This window comes from Pantoea sp. OXWO6B1 (assembly GCF_001641135.1).
Lineage (GTDB): Bacteria > Pseudomonadota > Gammaproteobacteria > Enterobacterales > Enterobacteriaceae > Pantoea > Pantoea allii.
Genome location: NZ_LWLR01000001.1, coordinates 1,584,664 through 1,600,645 on the forward strand (window position 1 = coordinate 1,584,664; position 15,982 = coordinate 1,600,645).

At 50.5% G+C, this 15,982-nt stretch carries 18 protein-coding genes and 1 tRNA gene; 6 read left to right on the forward strand and 13 right to left on the reverse strand.

The window, feature by feature from the left end; genetic code table 11:
- Positions 1-21: 21 nt before the first annotated feature.
- Both dnaQ and A6A26_RS09510 read left to right on the forward strand, forming a co-directional pair.
- Positions 22-753, forward strand: coding sequence for a DNA polymerase III subunit epsilon (dnaQ, locus tag A6A26_RS09505; RefSeq protein WP_063878504.1), 732 nt, complete (start codon positions 22-24; stop codon positions 751-753).
- A 134-nt stretch (positions 754-887) separates the two neighbouring features.
- Positions 888-964 (forward strand) — tRNA-Asp (locus A6A26_RS09510).
- A 175-nt stretch (positions 965-1,139) separates the two neighbouring features.
- Here the strand turns inward: A6A26_RS09510 and A6A26_RS09515 are convergent.
- The 9 genes from A6A26_RS09515 to A6A26_RS09555 form a co-directional block, all read right to left on the reverse strand.
- Positions 1,140-1,808, reverse strand: coding sequence for a transaldolase family protein (locus A6A26_RS09515; RefSeq protein ID WP_063878505.1), 669 nt, complete (start codon positions 1,806-1,808; stop codon positions 1,140-1,142).
- 46 nt (positions 1,809-1,854) lie between these two features.
- Positions 1,855-2,814 (reverse strand): KpsF/GutQ family sugar-phosphate isomerase, encoded by a 960-nt coding sequence (locus tag A6A26_RS09520; RefSeq protein ID WP_063878506.1) that lies wholly within the window; start codon positions 2,812-2,814, stop codon positions 1,855-1,857.
- Positions 2,807-3,580 (reverse strand): glucitol operon DNA-binding transcriptional repressor SrlR, encoded by a 774-nt coding sequence (locus A6A26_RS09525; protein ID WP_063878507.1) that lies wholly within the window; start codon positions 3,578-3,580, stop codon positions 2,807-2,809. The genes A6A26_RS09520 and A6A26_RS09525 overlap by 8 nt, the downstream gene beginning before the upstream one ends.
- Before the next feature lie 82 nt (positions 3,581-3,662).
- Entirely contained in the window at positions 3,663-4,028 is a 366-nt protein-coding gene (locus A6A26_RS09530) for a transcriptional regulator GutM (RefSeq protein WP_063878508.1), read from the reverse strand.
- A gap of 42 nt (positions 4,029-4,070) precedes the next feature.
- On the reverse strand, positions 4,071-4,850 hold the full coding sequence (gene srlD / locus A6A26_RS09535; RefSeq protein ID WP_063878509.1) for a sorbitol-6-phosphate dehydrogenase: 780 nt from the start codon (positions 4,848-4,850) through the stop codon (positions 4,071-4,073).
- A gap of 9 nt (positions 4,851-4,859) precedes the next feature.
- Positions 4,860-5,219 (reverse strand): PTS glucitol/sorbitol transporter subunit IIA, encoded by a 360-nt coding sequence (locus A6A26_RS09540; RefSeq protein ID WP_063878510.1) that lies wholly within the window; start codon positions 5,217-5,219, stop codon positions 4,860-4,862.
- Positions 5,220-5,243: 24 nt separating this feature from the next.
- Entirely contained in the window at positions 5,244-6,260 is a 1,017-nt protein-coding gene (locus A6A26_RS09545) for a PTS glucitol/sorbitol transporter subunit IIB (RefSeq protein ID WP_063878511.1), read from the reverse strand.
- Between the two features lie 17 nt (positions 6,261-6,277).
- The gene (locus tag A6A26_RS09550) at positions 6,278-6,826 is read right to left on the reverse strand and encodes a PTS glucitol/sorbitol transporter subunit IIC (RefSeq protein WP_013024730.1); all 549 of its coding nucleotides are present in this window, start codon (positions 6,824-6,826) and stop codon (positions 6,278-6,280) included.
- Positions 6,827-7,333: 507 nt separating this feature from the next.
- A complete protein-coding gene (locus tag A6A26_RS09555) occupies positions 7,334-8,833 on the reverse strand; it encodes an NCS1 family nucleobase:cation symporter-1 (protein ID WP_063878512.1) in 1,500 nt (499 codons plus the stop codon).
- Positions 8,834-8,974: 141 nt separating this feature from the next.
- Between A6A26_RS09555 and A6A26_RS09560 the strand changes: the two genes are divergently transcribed.
- From A6A26_RS09560 to puuE, 3 genes are read left to right on the forward strand one after another with little or no spacing between them, the layout of a single operon-like run.
- Positions 8,975-9,697, forward strand: a complete 723-nt coding sequence (locus tag A6A26_RS09560; protein ID WP_063878513.1) for a GntR family transcriptional regulator — start codon at positions 8,975-8,977, stop codon at positions 9,695-9,697.
- Positions 9,694-10,425, forward strand: a complete 732-nt coding sequence (hpxA, locus tag A6A26_RS09565; RefSeq protein ID WP_063878514.1) for an allantoin racemase — start codon at positions 9,694-9,696, stop codon at positions 10,423-10,425. The genes A6A26_RS09560 and hpxA overlap by 4 nt, the downstream gene beginning before the upstream one ends.
- Positions 10,426-10,459: 34 nt before the next feature.
- Complete coding sequence (gene puuE / locus A6A26_RS09570; protein ID WP_063878515.1) at positions 10,460-11,419, forward strand: allantoinase PuuE; 960 nt, start codon at positions 10,460-10,462, stop codon at positions 11,417-11,419.
- A gap of 100 nt (positions 11,420-11,519) precedes the next feature.
- On the opposite strand, the gene A6A26_RS09575 is transcribed toward puuE, so the two are convergent.
- Genes A6A26_RS09575 through A6A26_RS09590 form a run of 4 tightly spaced genes read right to left on the reverse strand, consistent with a single transcriptional unit; the run spans position 11,520 to position 15,559 of the window.
- Entirely contained in the window at positions 11,520-12,251 is a 732-nt protein-coding gene (locus tag A6A26_RS09575; RefSeq protein ID WP_063878516.1) for a class II aldolase and adducin N-terminal domain-containing protein, read from the reverse strand.
- A gap of 43 nt (positions 12,252-12,294) precedes the next feature.
- Entirely contained in the window at positions 12,295-13,107 is an 813-nt protein-coding gene (locus A6A26_RS09580) for an ABC transporter substrate-binding protein (protein WP_063878517.1), read from the reverse strand.
- Between the two features lie 28 nt (positions 13,108-13,135).
- Positions 13,136-14,008 (reverse strand): phytanoyl-CoA dioxygenase family protein, encoded by an 873-nt coding sequence (locus tag A6A26_RS09585; RefSeq protein WP_063878518.1) that lies wholly within the window; start codon positions 14,006-14,008, stop codon positions 13,136-13,138.
- 27 nt (positions 14,009-14,035) lie between these two features.
- Positions 14,036-15,559 carry an amino acid ABC transporter permease/ATP-binding protein gene (locus tag A6A26_RS09590; protein WP_063881110.1) on the reverse strand — a complete coding sequence of 508 codons (1,524 nt, stop codon included), beginning with the start codon at positions 15,557-15,559 and terminating at the stop codon, positions 14,036-14,038.
- A gap of 233 nt (positions 15,560-15,792) precedes the next feature.
- Here A6A26_RS09590 and A6A26_RS25815 point away from each other — a divergent pair, with 233 nt between their 5' ends.
- The gene (locus A6A26_RS25815) at positions 15,793-15,978 is read left to right on the forward strand and encodes a hypothetical protein (protein ID WP_109718271.1); all 186 of its coding nucleotides are present in this window, start codon (positions 15,793-15,795) and stop codon (positions 15,976-15,978) included.
- Positions 15,979-15,982: the final 4 nt, after the last annotated feature.

Consider the following 15,982-nt stretch of genomic DNA (forward strand, 5'->3'; position numbering starts at 1 on the left):
GTCTGACATAAAACGAGCCCTATGAGCACTGCAAATAACCGTCAAATTGTTCTCGATACTGAAACCACCGGTATGAATATGATCGGGGTGCATTATGAAGGTCACCGCATCATTGAGATAGGTGCGGTTGAAGTAGTTAACCGTCGTTTGACGGGGAACAACTTCCATATGTATCTGAAGCCTGACCGGCTGGTCGATCCTGAAGCGTTTGGCGTTCACGGTATCGCCGATGAATTCCTGCTGGATAAACCCACCTTCAGCGATATTGCCGATGAGTTTCTCGACTACATCCGCGGGGCGGAACTCGTTATTCATAACGCGTCGTTTGATATCGGCTTTATGGATTACGAGTTTGGCAAGCTTCAGCGCGGCATTGAAAAAACCGAAACCTTCTGCAAGATAACCGACAGCCTGGCGATGGCGCGCCGCATGTTTCCTGGCAAGCGTAACAGCCTTGATGCGCTGTGTTCGCGCTATGAAATAGATAACAGCAAGCGTACGCTGCACGGCGCACTGCTTGATGCCGAGATTCTGGCTGAAGTCTTCTTAACGATGACCGGTGGGCAGACGTCGTTGTCGTTCTCGTCGGAAGAGGAGCGAGCGCGCCAGCAGCAGAGCGAGGGCATTCAGCGTATCGTTCGTCCCAGCTCAGGCTTGCGTGTCGTCACCGCCAGCGCGGATGAAGTTAACGAACACGAGTCACGCTTAGATTTGATTATGAAGAAGGGCGGCAACTGCCTGTGGCGCGTCTGAAAGCCAACGTTTTGTGTGTAAAATCAACATTGGGGCGAAAATAGCAGCAAACGGAATGTTACGCGGGGAAAAGCGTTGACGCGTAAAGACGTTGTGATTAATATGCGCCTCGTTCCCGACGGGGAACAAAGCGCGGAGCGGTAGTTCAGTTGGTTAGAATACCTGCCTGTCACGCAGGGGGTCGCGGGTTCGAGCCCCGTCCGTTCCGCCAAATTTTGACGCCATGCTGGTTATCAGCATGGCGTTTTTGCTTTTTAGCGACTGAAAGCACGAAGCATTCCCCCCCTTCACTCACTCGTCCAAAGCGTTAATGCTGCCAAACAGAAGATGCTGTGCCCGCAGCAAAACTTTGCTCTCGCTTATGCACTATTAACGCGTTCGCAGAACTAAATAATCAACTGCTGACGGTTAAATGCCTGATTCCAGTCATGGCTGAAATCATCAATGGCGTGCTTTGCCAGAGGGGAGTTAAACATTTCATACATAACATCGACAGGCAATGTGACAGCCGCCGCTCCCGCCAGCAGACAGTCTGCCACCTGAGTGGTGTTTTTAAAGCTGGCAGCGAGTATTTTGCAATCCATCTTGTGCAGTTGAATAAACTGCTGAATATCTGAAATGGCCTGCTTTGCATTAATATTGTTATTTTCCATGCGATTAAAATAGGGCGCAATATAATCAGCGCCCGCGAAGGCTGCTAACATCGCCTGTGAGGTGGAATAAACCGCAGTACCTAACGTTGGAATGTTACGCTGTTTCAACTGAGTCATTGCGGCCAGCCCTGCACGATTGACGGGTATTTTTACGATCATATTGGCGCACATTTCATGCAGATACTGCGCTTCGCGAATAATATTTGGTGTATCGCTTGCTAAAACCTGAGCAAAGATAAGTTTCTCCTCACCCAAAATAGTCCGGATGTCACTGATTAAGTGCGTCAGTTCGACGCCAGATTTAGCAACCAGCGAAGGGTTGGTGGTAACGCCATTGACGGGTAAAATTTTTACCATCTCGCGAATAGCAAACGTATCTGCACTATCGATATATAATTCCATATTCCCTCTCAGGTATTCTGGTGTTTCAGTCACTCGCTAATGAATGTCATTTATGCAAATCATAGATATTGATGGCCCCGACTAACGTACCTTGTTGGTTGACCACCGGTGCCGCGCTAATGCGTCGGTCATATAATTTCTGCGTAGCCGCCGCAACGCTGAGGTGCTCGGCCAGTTTATAACCGGGACGTGTCAGGAGTGGCTCAAGTTGATCGTCCAGCTTTTTACCTGCCAATAAGGCACGACGCAGGTCGCCATCAGTAAAAATACCCTCAATATCATTGTTATCATCGCAGGCAATAACAATTCCCATACCGGTGCGGGTAAGTTCTTCCATCGCATCTAAAACGGAGGCGTTTTTATTGACGCGAGGAATGCGGCTACCTTTTCGCATGAGCTGCGTAACCGAATTAAGTAAGCCTGCACCTAAGCTGCCGCCGGGGTGGGAACGGGCAAATTGCTCTTCGTTGAAATCGCGTGAACGCATCAGTGCCATCGCCAGGGCATCGCCGATTAACAGGGTATTCACGGCGCTTGACGTGGGAGCAAGCCCCATCGGGCAGGCTTCACGATTGACAGCAAGGTGTAAAACGCAGTCGGCCTGTTGTGCCAGAAAGGAACTGGTAACGTTGGTTATCGCAATAATGGGTACCTGGAGTGCCCGCAGTGCAGGAATAATTATCTGCAGTTCAGCGGCCCTGCCCGAATTAGAGATAAAGATAAATACGTCATGAGACGTAATCATACCAAGGTCGCCATGCAAGGCCTCGGCGGGATGCACAAAAAAAGCCGGTGTACCTGTGCTGGCCAGCGAGGCGGCTATTTTTTTACCAATATGACCGGATTTACCGATTCCTGAAACAATGGTTTTCCCCTGACACTGTAAAATCAGCTTGCAGGCTTGTATAAACTCACCATTTAAACTATTAAACAGATTCTGAGCTTCGGTAATTTCAAGCGAAAGCGCCTCTCTGGCATAGTCCAGCAGCACTTCTGGATTATTCATCATCACCTCCTGCGACAATGACGTTGATTTTTTTATCCGCTAATTGTTGAAGGTAATGAGCAGTAATACCGGCATCCGTGATAATGGTATCAACCTTGTCCAGGCTGCAAACAACATTCGGACTTTTGCGACCAAACTTGGATGAGTCAGCTAACACAATAATCTTGTCAGCAGCCGCGCACATCGATGTGCTAACGGCATGAACTTCATTAAAGGTGGTGATCCCCATATCCAAATCAATGCCATCGGCGCCAATAAATAACTTATCAAAGTTAAAAGAGCGGAATGCTGACTCGGCAAGCCCTCCATGAAATGAAGCTGACTTTTTTCTTAACGTTCCGCCGGGCATTAAAATGGTCTGATCGCCGTCTAATTCCATCAGCGCATTCACAATGTGTAGGCTGTTTGTCATAACAGTAATGTTATTGAACGGCTTGAGATGCCTGACCATTTGGAGCACTGTACTGCCGGTATCAAGGATCAGCGAATCACCATCGTTAACCAGTTGTACGGCCGATTCAGCAATGCGCCTTTTCCTGTCACTGTTAATATGTGTTTTATGGTCGATAGGTTGATCGCCTTCTTCATGGCTCAGAATGACGCCACCGTGAATACGAATAACCTCACTGCGCTTCTCCATCTCGGTCAAATCTTTACGAATAGTGGTGCCTGTTGCTTTAAAATGTTCGATCAGATCGCTAATTGTGGTTTTGCCATTTTTTTGTAGATAGGCAAGGATGGCTTCCTGTCTTTGTCGCGGTTTCATTGGTAAAGCCTTATCTGAAAGGTGTTTTTTTATCAAAATTAAAGCAGTGCTGTAATTTTCATCCTGCTTTCAATTTAACACATTACTCTTTCATTGATATGGCGGAAAGTAAGGCTTTTTGACACGTTTCACGCTCAGGAAAAATTTTTTTCGCATCTATATCATTAAGATAACAGCCATTTAACAAAGGTAGCGCGCGTGGACGGGCAAAAACGGTGAAACCTTTCATAATGACAGCCGATATGATTCGTCCTTTTGTATCTACAGCGAGTGCGATAATAACGCGTGGTTCAACATTGAAGCGGGTAGATGCTGAACGCCCAATTCCGACTCTGCCTTGCTGAAATAAGCCATCTAACATGCGGTTAAAGCTTCGTAGCTGATACCAGCCAAACAGCGTATGTGCCAGCCATGCTAAAAGTGCTACAGCAATTATCCCGCTACTCATCGTCTTCTCCTGAGCGATGCCAGCTAATCATGATCGGGTCGATCAGAACATCACCTGACCGCCCGTGATGTTGATAGACTGTCCAGTGCAATACGAGGATTTATCACTGGCATAAAACAACAAGACATTCAGGACATCCTGATACTCGCATCCGCGTTTGAGTGGCACTTTCGCAATATAACTGGCTTCAACTTCGTTGGGGGAGATGCCCAATTTTTTTGCATACTGGGGGAGCAGAGATTGAAACATCGGCGACTTGAGCAAATTACCCAGCATCAGTGAATGTACCGTGATGCCATAATCCGCTAAATCAAGTGCCAGGGACTGTGTTAATCCTACCCCGCCAAATTTAGCAGCACTATAGCCCGAATTATGTTTACTGCCTGTTTTACCCGACTTTGAATTAATCTGAATAATGCGGCCTGGAATATTATCGCGAATCATCAGCCTGGCAAATTCACGCGCGCAAAGAAAATAGCCTACGAGATTGACCTGCAAAGATACTTCAAAATCTTTTAATGCAAAATCAGTGACGAAGGAGGCTTTTGCCATGCCGGCACTATAAATCATCACATTGACCTGTTTAAAGATCGTATCGATATTGCCAGCAAGCTCAATAACACTTTTCTCATCTGTTGCATCAACCTCAAACCCCACGGCCAGATCAGCGCCATATTCGGCGTTAATTTCTGAGGCAACTTTTCTGGCGTTTTCACCCTTCAAATCTGCTACGGCAACGCGGTAGCCCGCTTCGGCCAATCCTTTCGCCAGAAACGCACCCAGCGTTTGCCCTCCACCGATTACAACAGCAACTTCAGACATAACAGGCTCCTAAGCAAAGAGTTTGACGGATGTTTCAGGGGTGATCCTTTCGGGCGCTTTTCCACTGACATGGATTGATCCGGGTAATTGCGCTATTGACTGCCCATCGAAAACGACGGTGATATGTCCCAGCTCGCGTAGGTTCTCAATCGCGACCTCACCGATAGCGGTCACTGGATAACACCTTTCTCCCAGCTGTAGGGTTGAACCCGTTACAGGATGTCCCATCAGCATGCCATGCTGATGAATAAAGCAATAATCCTGAATATCGGCTGGTGCGCCTTCCCGAAATAAAATCATCATGTTTTCAAGCAGCGCATCGTGGGCATTTATGCCAACTTTGATTATTTCAGTTTCAAAGTGCGTCATGACTTTTCTCCAGAAGGTTAACGTTCAGTGATAAATAAAAGCAGAGACGGCCCAGGCAATCAGCACAGTCGGTGCACCGGTCAGAAAACGGCCTACCAGTACAGAAGGAACCCCCACGCGCACGGTGTCCTGTTTCGCCTCCGCCAGCGATAAACCGACAGGAATAAAATCCGCAGCAGCTTGTGCATTGATGGCAAACAGGGCAGGCAGGGCAAGATGGGGCGGAATATTACCCAGTCCGATCTGAACGCCAATAAGTACACCGATAACCTGGGCAATCACCGCCCCCGGTCCTAAGAACGGCGACAGTAGCGGGAACGAACAAATTAACGCCAACGTGATTAATCCAAGCGGATTGGTGGCTAGTGGGGTCAGCCCGTGGGCAATCATATCCCCCAAACCTGAGGCCATGATGATTCCAATGATGGCAGCAACGAATGCCATAAAAGGGAGAATAGTCTTGAGTACGGTATCGATTGTATCGCGGCCGGCCTGGAAAAATTCGGCGACGATGGTCCCCATTCCCGTGCCGATTTTTGCCAGTAAACCGTCGCTTTGCTCGGTGATTTTTTTACTCGGATCGTAATCTTTACCCGTAGTTGAATCACACGGTGCCAGGGCAGCAAGCTTTGCGTCATGCTCGTTTACCCGCTCTTTACTGTCATGCTGCTCTTCATTGACGATGCTTATATTCTCAGGCTTAACACCAGAGACATAAATGTTCTCCAGAATATATTGCGCCAGCGGTCCGGATTTCCCCGTGGCATGGATATTCACAGTGGGAATACCTCGTTTGGGATAAAGACCACAACGTAGCGTGCCACCACAATCGATGATTGCCAGGCCAATCTCATCAGCGGGTGGTTCACCTTGTTTAAAACCATCTACGGCTTCCCAACCGGTGATTTCGCTGAGCCTGTCCACAATTGACGGTCGGGTGCCTGCTGTGATGTAAACAATTTTTTTCCCGGGTGTTATATCAAGTTGTAAAGGGCCGCCCCAACCACTGCTTCCTTTCTCGATACGGATTTGTGTCGTCATTTTATTTTCCGCCTTTATTAAAGCTGAACGTTTTTGTCGAGCTTAATGCCCATCTTTTTTTCAAACAGGCTGGTGGTGAGATCGGTAATCCAGCCCCGAAAAAAATTAGTAAAAAGTCCAACCAGAAAATAGCTAACAGCAAGAGGACCTAAGGGCAAACCTAAGGTTGTCAGGCCGCTGGCAACGCCTAAATAAACAAAAAGTTCGCCTGGATTAACATGAGGAAATAATCCATTCATGGAATGGCAACTGTACGAAGAGGCCGCGTAGTATCCTGGCTTGTATTTTTCGGGCATAAATCGCCCCAGGCTGAGTGTCATAGGGTTACAAAAAACGAAGGTGCCGATAAGCGGTAAAAGCAGATAGCGTGAAACAGGGTTGCCCGCACATTTTTGTGCCAGTCGCTCAATTCGATGTTGCCCTACGAATCTGATCAACGCGTTCATTACGACTAATAAACTAATTAACAAAGGTAAAATTCCTGTCACCATGCCGACAAAAACTTCACCTCCTTTCTGGAACAGTCCAATAAACCATTCCGCACCAAAGGTGATTGCATCAATCATGTTGCCACTCCTTTAAGGTTGCCTGGATTTTCGCGCTTGCTACGCCTTAACTCGCAAAAAAATATAATCGTTTTGAAGGGATAAATATTTTATATAGATCACAAATAAATTATTTAACTTTCAATTTGAACTATTTTTTGTTTTGAAATGAATTTTTTGTCTGGTGGGGGCATCGCATTCTTTATTTGCCGTTGCGACAGGGTTAGCTGACTCTGTAAAGGTTTATGCTTATGATTTTTAAGTTTTTTATACCTACTGAGTTTCAGCTGGCAAAGACAGGATCAATGCGAACGCGGAGCGTTTCTACGAAAGAGGGAGGGCTGATATGCATCAAGATAGCGTGTTGATACGCGGATGTAGGATAGGGCACTCAAGGCTGAATAGAAAAACCAGTCAAAATCATTCCTCATCAATGCAGTCCGGTGGTCTGCGGCCCAACGAAAAACGACTCTACGTAGAGTCGTTTTATGGGGTTACTGTACAGCCACAGGGCTTGTGGACAGGCCGCTATTCCTTCTGCATCACCGCTGCACCAGAAGCCATTGAGCGATCTTTCTCAACGGTCTGCTTTTCGCGTGCCACCATCCAGTAGCCACCGGCAGCCAGCGCCACACCAATAAACCAGCTAAAGTTGGCCACCTGATGCAGGGCAGGGATAAAACTGATCACCAGGCAGATTGCGACCGCAGGCAATAATGCACCAATGGCTTTTGGATTAAATCCACCGCGATACCAGTAGCGCCCTTTTGGCGTGTCATCAAACAGGTCATCAACATAAACGCGGCCACCTTTAATCAGATAAAAATCCGCTAATAAAATGCCAAACAGTGGGCCGATAAAAGAGCCCAATACATCCAGCGTGTAGTGAATCAGTTCCGGCGACTGGAAAAGATTCCAGGGCGTTAACAGCACCGAACCTACTGCCGCAATCATCCCACCTGTACGGAAGCTAATTTTCTGCGGTGAGCAGTTTGAAAAATCGAAAGCGGGTGACACAAAGTTCGCAACAATGTTGATACCAATCGTGGCGGTAATCATCGTCAACAGGCCAATTGCCACGGCTAAATCACTCCCCACCATGCTGACGGTTTCGATTGGATCGGTGATCATTTTACCAAACAGCGACTGTGTGCCGGAGACAATCACCACGGTAACGATGGAGAACAACAGAAAGTTGAACGGCAGCCCCCAGCGATTACCCCGACGAATGTCGCCCATGCTTTTGCTGTAACGCGAGAAATCGCCAAAATTCAGCAGCGGACCTGAGAAGTAAGAGACAACCAGCGCCGTGGCGGTAATCATTTGCCAGGTCTGTTCACCTGCCGTCAGTTGTTTGCTGGCAAGCGTAAACGAAATACCGTCGAAACCTGTTTTGTATACAATCCAGCCTGCCAACGCCAGCATCACCACGTAAACTGCAGGACCGGCAACATCAATAAAGCGTTTGATCGCGCTCATGCCGTGCCAGAACACCATGGCCTGGAGAATCCACATCACCCCAAAGCAGCACCATCCCAACTGAGACAGGCCAAGCCAGTGGCTGTGTGTCAGACTTTCGAGCGCAGGATAAAACTTTAACAGCACCAACATCAGCGCATTGGCCGCCAGCCAGGTCTGAATGCCGTACCAGGCGAAAGCAATCAATCCGCGAATCACCGCCGGAATATTGGCGCCAAAGACACCAAATGCCTGACGGCAAATAACCGCATAAGGCACGCCCGCCATTTGACTCGGCTTAGCCACCAGGTTGGCGCAAAGCTGCACGATACAGATCCCTGCCAGCAGACACAGCAGCACCTGCCAACTGGCCAGCCCGAGCGTAAAGAAGCTTGCCGCTACCACATATCCACCCATGCTGTGTACGTCCGACATCCAAAACGAAAAGATGTTGTACCACGACCAGTTTTGATTGCGGGTGGGCGCCAGGTCTGCATTACATAGCCTTGGACTGTACGCTGCTTCGGCTTCAGAGGCCGATGTGTTACCCACCGTTGAATGATTTGGCATGAAACCTGCTCCTCTCAAAGACATGAATAAATGACCCTATGTGTAAACGTTGCAGGATTCAGGCCAAATTTGATTTTTGTATACAATATTTATTTTTAACGTATACGATAAGTTACGCAAAGATGTTTACCGGAGCGGGTAATGAAGAGTGAAACAGGCCAGAGAACGGCGGCCGATCTGCATGATAAAGATGAGCCTATCTATCAGGCGTTGATGAACGCCATTGTCGAACATCAGTTGCCACCCGGAAGTAAATTACCGGAAGAGGCGCTTTCAGACGTATTCGGTGTCAGCCGCACAGGCATTCGGAAAGTGTTGCAGCGCCTTGCTGCGGTGCAAATGGTGACGCTTACGCCCAAACGTGGTGCACATGTCGCGACGCCCGGAGTGGAGGAAGCGCGTGACATTTTCCGAACCCGCAGTCTACTCGAATGCGCCAACCTTCCTGCCGTACTGGAACATATGCAGGCACCTCACCTTGCCGCGTTGGCTGCGCTGGTTGAGCAGGAAAAGGCGGCCATCGAACAGCATGACGGCCCTGCGGCAATTCGTCTGTCGGCGGCGTTTCATATCCAGCTGCAGGCTATTTCCGGCAATCAGGTGTTAACCGATCTCGTTACGCGACTGACCCAACGATCTTCCCTGGTCATTGCCGCCTGGGGCGCTCCCTGGCAGCGCGGTTGCCGCTGTGATGATCATGAGCAACTGTTAAAACGTTTACGAGATAAGGCGTTAGTACCGCTAACCAGCTCGATGCAGCACCACTTTGAACATATTGTTTCCAGCCTGCACTTTGAACGCGGAGGCGAAACGTTGCCGGATTTCACCCGGTTATTTTCGGGTCATAAAGGAGCCTTATCATGAGCCTGATTCAGGTAATTAATCCCAATACCAGCCAGGCGATGACGGAAACCATCGGTCAGGCGGCGCGCGCGGTGGCAGCGCCCGGCACGGAAATTCTGGCCGTCTGTCCTACACAGGGCGTGCCTTCCATTGAAGGGCATTTCGACGAAGCGATCGCGGCGATTGGCGTGCTGGAACAGATTAAGCTCGGCAAAGCGCAGGGCGTCAGTGGCCACGTCATTGCCTGCTTCGGCGATCCGGGGTTGCTTGCGGCTCGCGAACTGGCCAGCGGGCCGGTGATTGGTATTGCGGAAGCGGCCATGCACACCGCAACCTTACTGGCGACGCGCTTCTCCATTGTCACCACTTTGCCCCGAACGTTGGTGATCGCCCGTCATTTGCTCCAGCAGTATGGCTTTACTCATCATTGTGCAGGCTTACATGCCATCGATTTGCCGGTGCTGGCATTAGAAGATGGAAGCGGGCTGGCACAGGAGAAAGTGCGTCAGCGTTGCCTCCAGGCGAAGCAGGAAGACGGCAGTGGTGCGATTGTTTTAGGCTGCGGCGGTATGGCAAAGCTGGCGGCGTCGCTCACCCAGGAGCTGGGGATGCCGGTGATCGATGGCGTCAGTGCAGCAGTAAAAATGGTGGAATCGCTGGTGGCGCTAGGGTTTGGCACCAGCAAACAGGGCGATTTGGCTTATCCTTTACATAAACCACTCTCTGGTGCCTTTCAGCACCTAAACTAAGCAGATGTTCCCGTTCACCGACAGGATGCACGTTATGACTGAAAGCCAGGATAAGAAAACCTACAGCTTCAATAAAAATTACCCGCGCGATTTGATCGGTTATGGCGCTAATCCTCCTCATGCGGCCTGGCCGAAGAAGGCCCGTGTCGCGGTGCAGTTTGTACTTAACTACGAGGAAGGGGCCGAGAACAGCGTATTACATGGCGACACAGGTTCAGAGCAGTTCCTGTCTGACATTATCGGTGCCGCCAGCTATCCCGATCGGCATATGTCGATGGAATCGCTGTACGAGTACGGTTCCCGTGCCGGTTTTTGGCGCATTCATAACGAATTTCAGAAACGGGGTTTGCCCCTCACCGTTTTTGGTGTGGCGATGGCGCTGGCGCGTCATCCGGAAATCGTTGACGCGATAAAACAGGCCAATTACGACGTGGTCAGTCATGGCTGGCGCTGGATTCATTACCAGGGCATGGATGCCAAAACCGAACGCCAGCATATGCAGCAGGCGGTAGATGTGTTGTCCGATCTGTTTGGCAAAGCACCGACGGGCTGGTACACCGGCCGTGACAGCCCCAATACGCGCCGTTTAGTGGTTGAGCAGGGTGGATTTAGCTACGACAGTGACTACTACGGTGACGATCTGCCGTTCTGGACCCAGGTGACCTGCCAGGACGGCACGGTAAAACCGCATCTGATCATTCCTTACACCCTGGAATGCAACGATATGCGATTTGCCTCGCCACAGGGATTCAACACCGCGGAGCAGTTCTTTACCTATTTGCGTGACACGTTTGACGTGCTGTATGAAGAGGGCGAAACCTCACCCAAAATGATGTCGGTTGGGATGCACTGTCGCCTGTTGGGCCGTCCGGGCAAATTTCGCGCGTTGCAAAATTTTCTTGATCATATCCAACAGCATAAAGAGGTGTGGATCTGTACCCGGCAGCAGATTGCCGATCACTGGAAGAAAACGCACCCCGCGCCAGAGGCGTAACCTCCTCCGGGCGGTAAGCGCGTGACGGCAAAAGAGCGCCGGCACGCGCTGCCGCTGTTTCTGGCGTTGTTGCCCGCGAGACAACTGCGCAGGCAACCACTCAGTCACACAGGGCGGGATCGGCCTCAATCATCAGTTGCTTCATCTCTTCGAAATGACGGAGAGAGAAGTCGGGAATACTTTCCCAGTCGCGGGCGGTTTTTTCCGCGACTTCATCACTCAACACTTTTAAAGGTTGCCCGGTAGACCAGGCGGTGACCAAAATCTGGCAGGCGCGCTCCAGCGTCCAGATGTCATCAAAGGCCTCGCCAATCGTCTGGGCGGTCACCATGACACCGTGATTCCCCATTAACAGACGGCGTTTATCGGTCAACAGGCTGGCCAGTCGTGCGCCTTCCTCTTTGGTATCGGCCATGCCGCCGTATAACGTATCCACCGCGAGACGGTTAAAGTAGCGCGCACTGTTTTGATCAACCGGCGGAATGTGTGGCTGTGCCAGACAGGCGACGCTGGTGGTGTAAACCGGATGCAGATGCATCACGACGCGCGTTTCTGGCAGTCGCTGATGAATTTGCCCATGGATAGACCAGGCGGTGGCATCAACATCCTCCTGGTCTGCACAGGATGGGTCCTCTGCATTGAGCAGCAGCAGATCGCTGGCACGAAGGCGTGAAAAGTGTTTCCACTTTGGGTTCATCAGAAACTGCTTACCATCCGGCGAGACAGCGGCACTGAAATGATTCGCTACCGCCTCATGCATGCCGAGATGGGCAATAATGCGGAAGGCCGCAGCCAAATCGATACGCGTTTTTTCTTCGAAAGAAAGTGCCATATTACCTCCTGAAAATGAACGCGTGCCCGGCACGCGTTTGAGATTAAGGCTGTGGCATCAAGGTTTTGAGATCGTCTGCTGTCGGCGCTTCAAAATGGTATTTTTTCAGCAGCGCGGCATACTCTGGCGTTTTACGGTAGGTTTCCAGCGCGGCGACCAGGGCCTGTTTCACTTCTGTATTGTCCTTCTTCACGCCGAACCCGTTTAACACTGGGTAGATGAGCGTTGTGGAGGAAATCTGAATGCGGTTGCCCAGCTTTTGAACGACGCCACGCGCGACCGCGGCATCGGTGATCTGCGCTTCGACTGCGTGGGAGAGCATCGCCTGCGTCGTCTGCGGATCGGTAGCATATTCGCTGATCGCGATAGGCGGCTTACCGTTTTTCACACAGTAATCGTCAGACAGTTTATGTAACTGCTGTAACCAGGAGGTGGCGCCCATCGAGCCAATTTTATGACCGCAGAATGCTTCGGGCGTTTTGGGCTGATAATCACTGCCCTTCAGCGACAGAATAGCTTCGCCGCTCTTCAGATAGGGAATCATATCGATCACCTTCATGCGGTCGGCGGTGATATACATTGATGAGTTAGTGATATCGAACCGGTTACTCTGCAAGCCGGTAATCAGGTTAGGAAAGCGGGTATCAATATTCACGGCCTGACGGCCCATCACTTTTGCCAGGCCATCAAGAAACTCAATGTCGAAGCCCGCGGGCTTGTTATCCTTCATATATTCATATGGAAAGAAGGTCATATCCGATCCGGCGATGATTTTACCTGGTTGTAAAAAAGCTGAGGCGTTAAATGACGCCAGTACAGCGCCTGCAGCGAGCAGACTTAATACACATGTTTTCATCGTTATTATCTCTCTATGTTAGGCGCTATCAGACGTTGGCAAGATCTTGACCGGCCTGCTGAACAAAGAACGAGGCGCCCCGCGGTTTCTGCGGCAGGCGAAGTTCATTTGCGGTGCTGCGGACCAGGCCGCTCTCGTGACCATAGACCAGCGTTCCGGCATCCGGACTGGGTAACGGGTTTTCACCGAACGGCAGCGCATCTTCCGCCGCGTACACGGCGATAAACAGTGTGCGCGGCCAGGCGGTTTCATTGGGGCTGGAGGCGTGCAGCAGCCGTGTATGCATAAAACACACGGAACCGGAAGGACCAAAGCAGGCAGTAGGCTGCTCACACTGTTCTTTCACCACCGCAGAATCGACAGCACCGGTAAAGCGTCCGTCCTGCCAGTGTGAATAAAGTGGCCCCTGATGGCTGCCCGGCACCACGTTTAACGGGCCATTTTCCGGCGTGACCTCACTGACCATCAGCAGCGCGGTCACAATATCGTCGTTGCTGTGCGGGGTGAACAGAAAATCCTGGTGCCACTCCACTTTGGTTGCGGTATGGGGCAGCTTCGAGTTGATCTTACTGTGATGATAACGTGTGCCGCTGCCACCAATTAATTGCCCGGCAATATGCGCCATACGTGACTGCAGGGCCGCATGGCGATAGGCGGCAGAGATGTCGTTCGGTGAGCTCACACGGCGTAATGAAGGGTGATCGGCACTGTGATCGCTCTCAATGTCGAAACGCGGACGGCCGTCCTGCGTATCGCCCCAGGGCGCACTCTGGCTGCGGCTTTCCTCAACCCACTGATCAAAATCGTGTTGCAGCGCTGCGATTTCATCGCTTGTCAGGACATGTTCAACTACCAGAAATCCTTGCTGGTGATACTGATCTATCTGCCATTGTTCAATCATGGTCGTGCCCTCGTGATTAATACATCGTTACGCCAGCGAGACATCCTTCAGAAAAGCTTCCACGCGCGGATGCTGGCCATCGCGTAGCGCTTGTGGCGCGTCGTCACACACGACGCGGCCTTTTTCCATAAAGACAATTCGATCAGAGACTTTGAAGGCGAAGTTCATCTCATGGGTCACGATCACCATGGTGATGCCTTCGCTTGCCAGGGCTTCAATGACCTGAAGCACTTCATTCACTTTTTCAGGGTCGAGCGCTGACGTCGGTTCGTCGAACAACATGATTTGGGGGCGCATCATCAAGGCGCGTGCAATAGCGACGCGTTGCTGCTGCCCCCCGGAGAGCTGATGAGGGTATTTCCACGCATGTTCGAGCATCCCGACCTTGAAAAGCAGTGCAGCCGCCTGCTGCTTTAAGGTCTGTGTGGGCGCAAGCTTGTGATAGCGTGGTGCCAGCAGCAGGTTATCCATGACATTGAGGTGGCTGAACAAATTAAAGCTCTGAAAGACCATCCCAATATTGAGGCGGTGTTCCTTATGCTCAATGAAGCGTGGCTTTCGTTGTTCTCCCTGCTGACTGAGATGAATAAAGGGTTTTCCGTTAATACGGATTTCTCCGTTATCGATCTGCTCCAGACCATTAAGCAGGCGGATCAGCGTCGTTTTTCCTGAGCCTGAAGGCCCGATCACGGAAACCACCTCACCAGGATGAATCTGCAGGTTAACGGCACCCAGCACTTCAACATTGTTGTAAGCCTTATGAAGACGCATTGCCTGCAACGCTGGCCCGCCGGTGTGCAGCGCCTGGCGTACAGGATTCACCGCAGCGCATTGTGCAAGTTCCAACAGTTGCGCGTCGGGTTTGCCGGACGGTTGACGCTGCGTCACGTCCAGATAGCGTTCCAGCTGTTTTAACAGGAAGTCAAAGACGGTCACGATCAGCACGTAATAGAAGGCCACGGCAGCCATGGTTTCCATGACCAGAAAGTTTTGCGAATAAAGCCGTTGGCCGACCATCAAAATTTCGGTGAGTGAGATAACAGAGACCAGCGACGTCAGCTTCACGATTGCGATGTATTCATTTGCCAGCGCCGGTAACGCCACACGCAAGGCCTGCGGGATAATAATGCGCCACTGAATACCGGCATAGCGCAATCCCAATGCCCGGGCGGCCTCGCTCTGGCCCTTAGGAATCGACAGCAGCCCACCACGGTGGATCTCCGCGATGTAGGCACTCTCACAAATGGTCAGCGCAATAAACCCGGCCCAGAAGGGATCGCTCAATACCGTCGACGTGGCGGGCAGTGCCTGAGGAAGGTTATAAACAAAGATCAGCAGCACCAGTAACGGCAGGCTGCGAAAGAGCCAGATATAAAAGCGGGCGGGTAGCGTCAATAAGGGATGACGCGACTGCTTGGTCAGCGCCAGGATAAATCCCGCGATAATGCTCATTCCCCAGGTCAGCAGGCTCAGTTTGATGACGGTCCATGTCGCCAGCCAGAAATTAGCGTCGCTAAACAGACTGAACATATAGTTCCAGTTAAATGTCATGGGCTTGCTCGCATTAAACAGAAAAGGGTTAATCATTTCATTCTGTAATTCACTATGGCGGCATGATGGGAACGATAGCAATTAGTAATTTCTTTGGTTCTGATTTTAAAAAAACTATCCAACTCTACTCTCACTTTTAAACGGCGTATTTTGAATGTCACAGGGTAATAATTAGCGTATTGCTTTCATTTTTGCGCTTATTTAGGGCAGCGCGCTGATCATTAGGACGCAACGTGAGAGTTATTGGTGCAATTTCTTTTTTTGACGTTCGCGATCTGTCGAAGATAAAAAAACAGGCTGGCGATATTTTTGAAAAAAAGGCGCTCAGGTCGACTGAGCATGTTGTGGCACAGCATTTGCACCAGTGCTTAGTCCAAAACGAAGCAGTGCTTCTCGCTGACCATAAAAAAAAGAGGTAACGCC

Bases quoted from the DNA above. Each gene is read 5' to 3' on its own strand.
- A6A26_RS09530 (WP_063878508.1), bottom strand. From the start codon at position 4,028: ATGAGTAGCGGGATAATTGCTGTAGCACTTTTAGCATGGCTGGCACAT.
- A6A26_RS09550 (WP_013024730.1), bottom strand. From the start codon at position 6,826: ATGATTGATGCAATCACCTTTGGTGCGGAATGGTTTATTGGACTGTTC.
- A6A26_RS09585 (WP_063878518.1), bottom strand. From the start codon at position 14,008: ATGATTGAACAATGGCAGATAGATCAGTATCACCAGCAAGGATTTCTG.
- A6A26_RS09560 (WP_063878513.1), top strand. From the start codon at position 8,975: ATGAAGAGTGAAACAGGCCAGAGAACGGCGGCCGATCTGCATGATAAA.
- A6A26_RS09580 (WP_063878517.1), bottom strand. From the start codon at position 13,107: ATGAAAACATGTGTATTAAGTCTGCTCGCTGCAGGCGCTGTACTGGCG.
- puuE (WP_063878515.1), top strand. From the start codon at position 10,460: ATGACTGAAAGCCAGGATAAGAAAACCTACAGCTTCAATAAAAATTAC.
- A6A26_RS09555 (WP_063878512.1), bottom strand. From the start codon at position 8,833: ATGCCAAATCATTCAACGGTGGGTAACACATCGGCCTCTGAAGCCGAA.
- A6A26_RS09525 (WP_063878507.1), bottom strand. From the start codon at position 3,580: ATGAAACCGCGACAAAGACAGGAAGCCATCCTTGCCTATCTACAAAAA.
- A6A26_RS09515 (WP_063878505.1), bottom strand. From the start codon at position 1,808: ATGGAATTATATATCGATAGTGCAGATACGTTTGCTATTCGCGAGATG.
- A6A26_RS09545 (WP_063878511.1), bottom strand. From the start codon at position 6,260: ATGACGACACAAATCCGTATCGAGAAAGGAAGCAGTGGTTGGGGCGGC.
- dnaQ (WP_063878504.1), top strand. From the start codon at position 22: ATGAGCACTGCAAATAACCGTCAAATTGTTCTCGATACTGAAACCACC.
- hpxA (WP_063878514.1), top strand. From the start codon at position 9,694: ATGAGCCTGATTCAGGTAATTAATCCCAATACCAGCCAGGCGATGACG.
- A6A26_RS09590 (WP_063881110.1), bottom strand. From the start codon at position 15,559: ATGACATTTAACTGGAACTATATGTTCAGTCTGTTTAGCGACGCTAAT.
- A6A26_RS09520 (WP_063878506.1), bottom strand. From the start codon at position 2,814: ATGAATAATCCAGAAGTGCTGCTGGACTATGCCAGAGAGGCGCTTTCG.
- A6A26_RS09540 (WP_063878510.1), bottom strand. From the start codon at position 5,219: ATGACGCACTTTGAAACTGAAATAATCAAAGTTGGCATAAATGCCCAC.
- A6A26_RS09575 (WP_063878516.1), bottom strand. From the start codon at position 12,251: ATGGCACTTTCTTTCGAAGAAAAAACGCGTATCGATTTGGCTGCGGCC.
- srlD (WP_063878509.1), bottom strand. From the start codon at position 4,850: ATGTCTGAAGTTGCTGTTGTAATCGGTGGAGGGCAAACGCTGGGTGCG.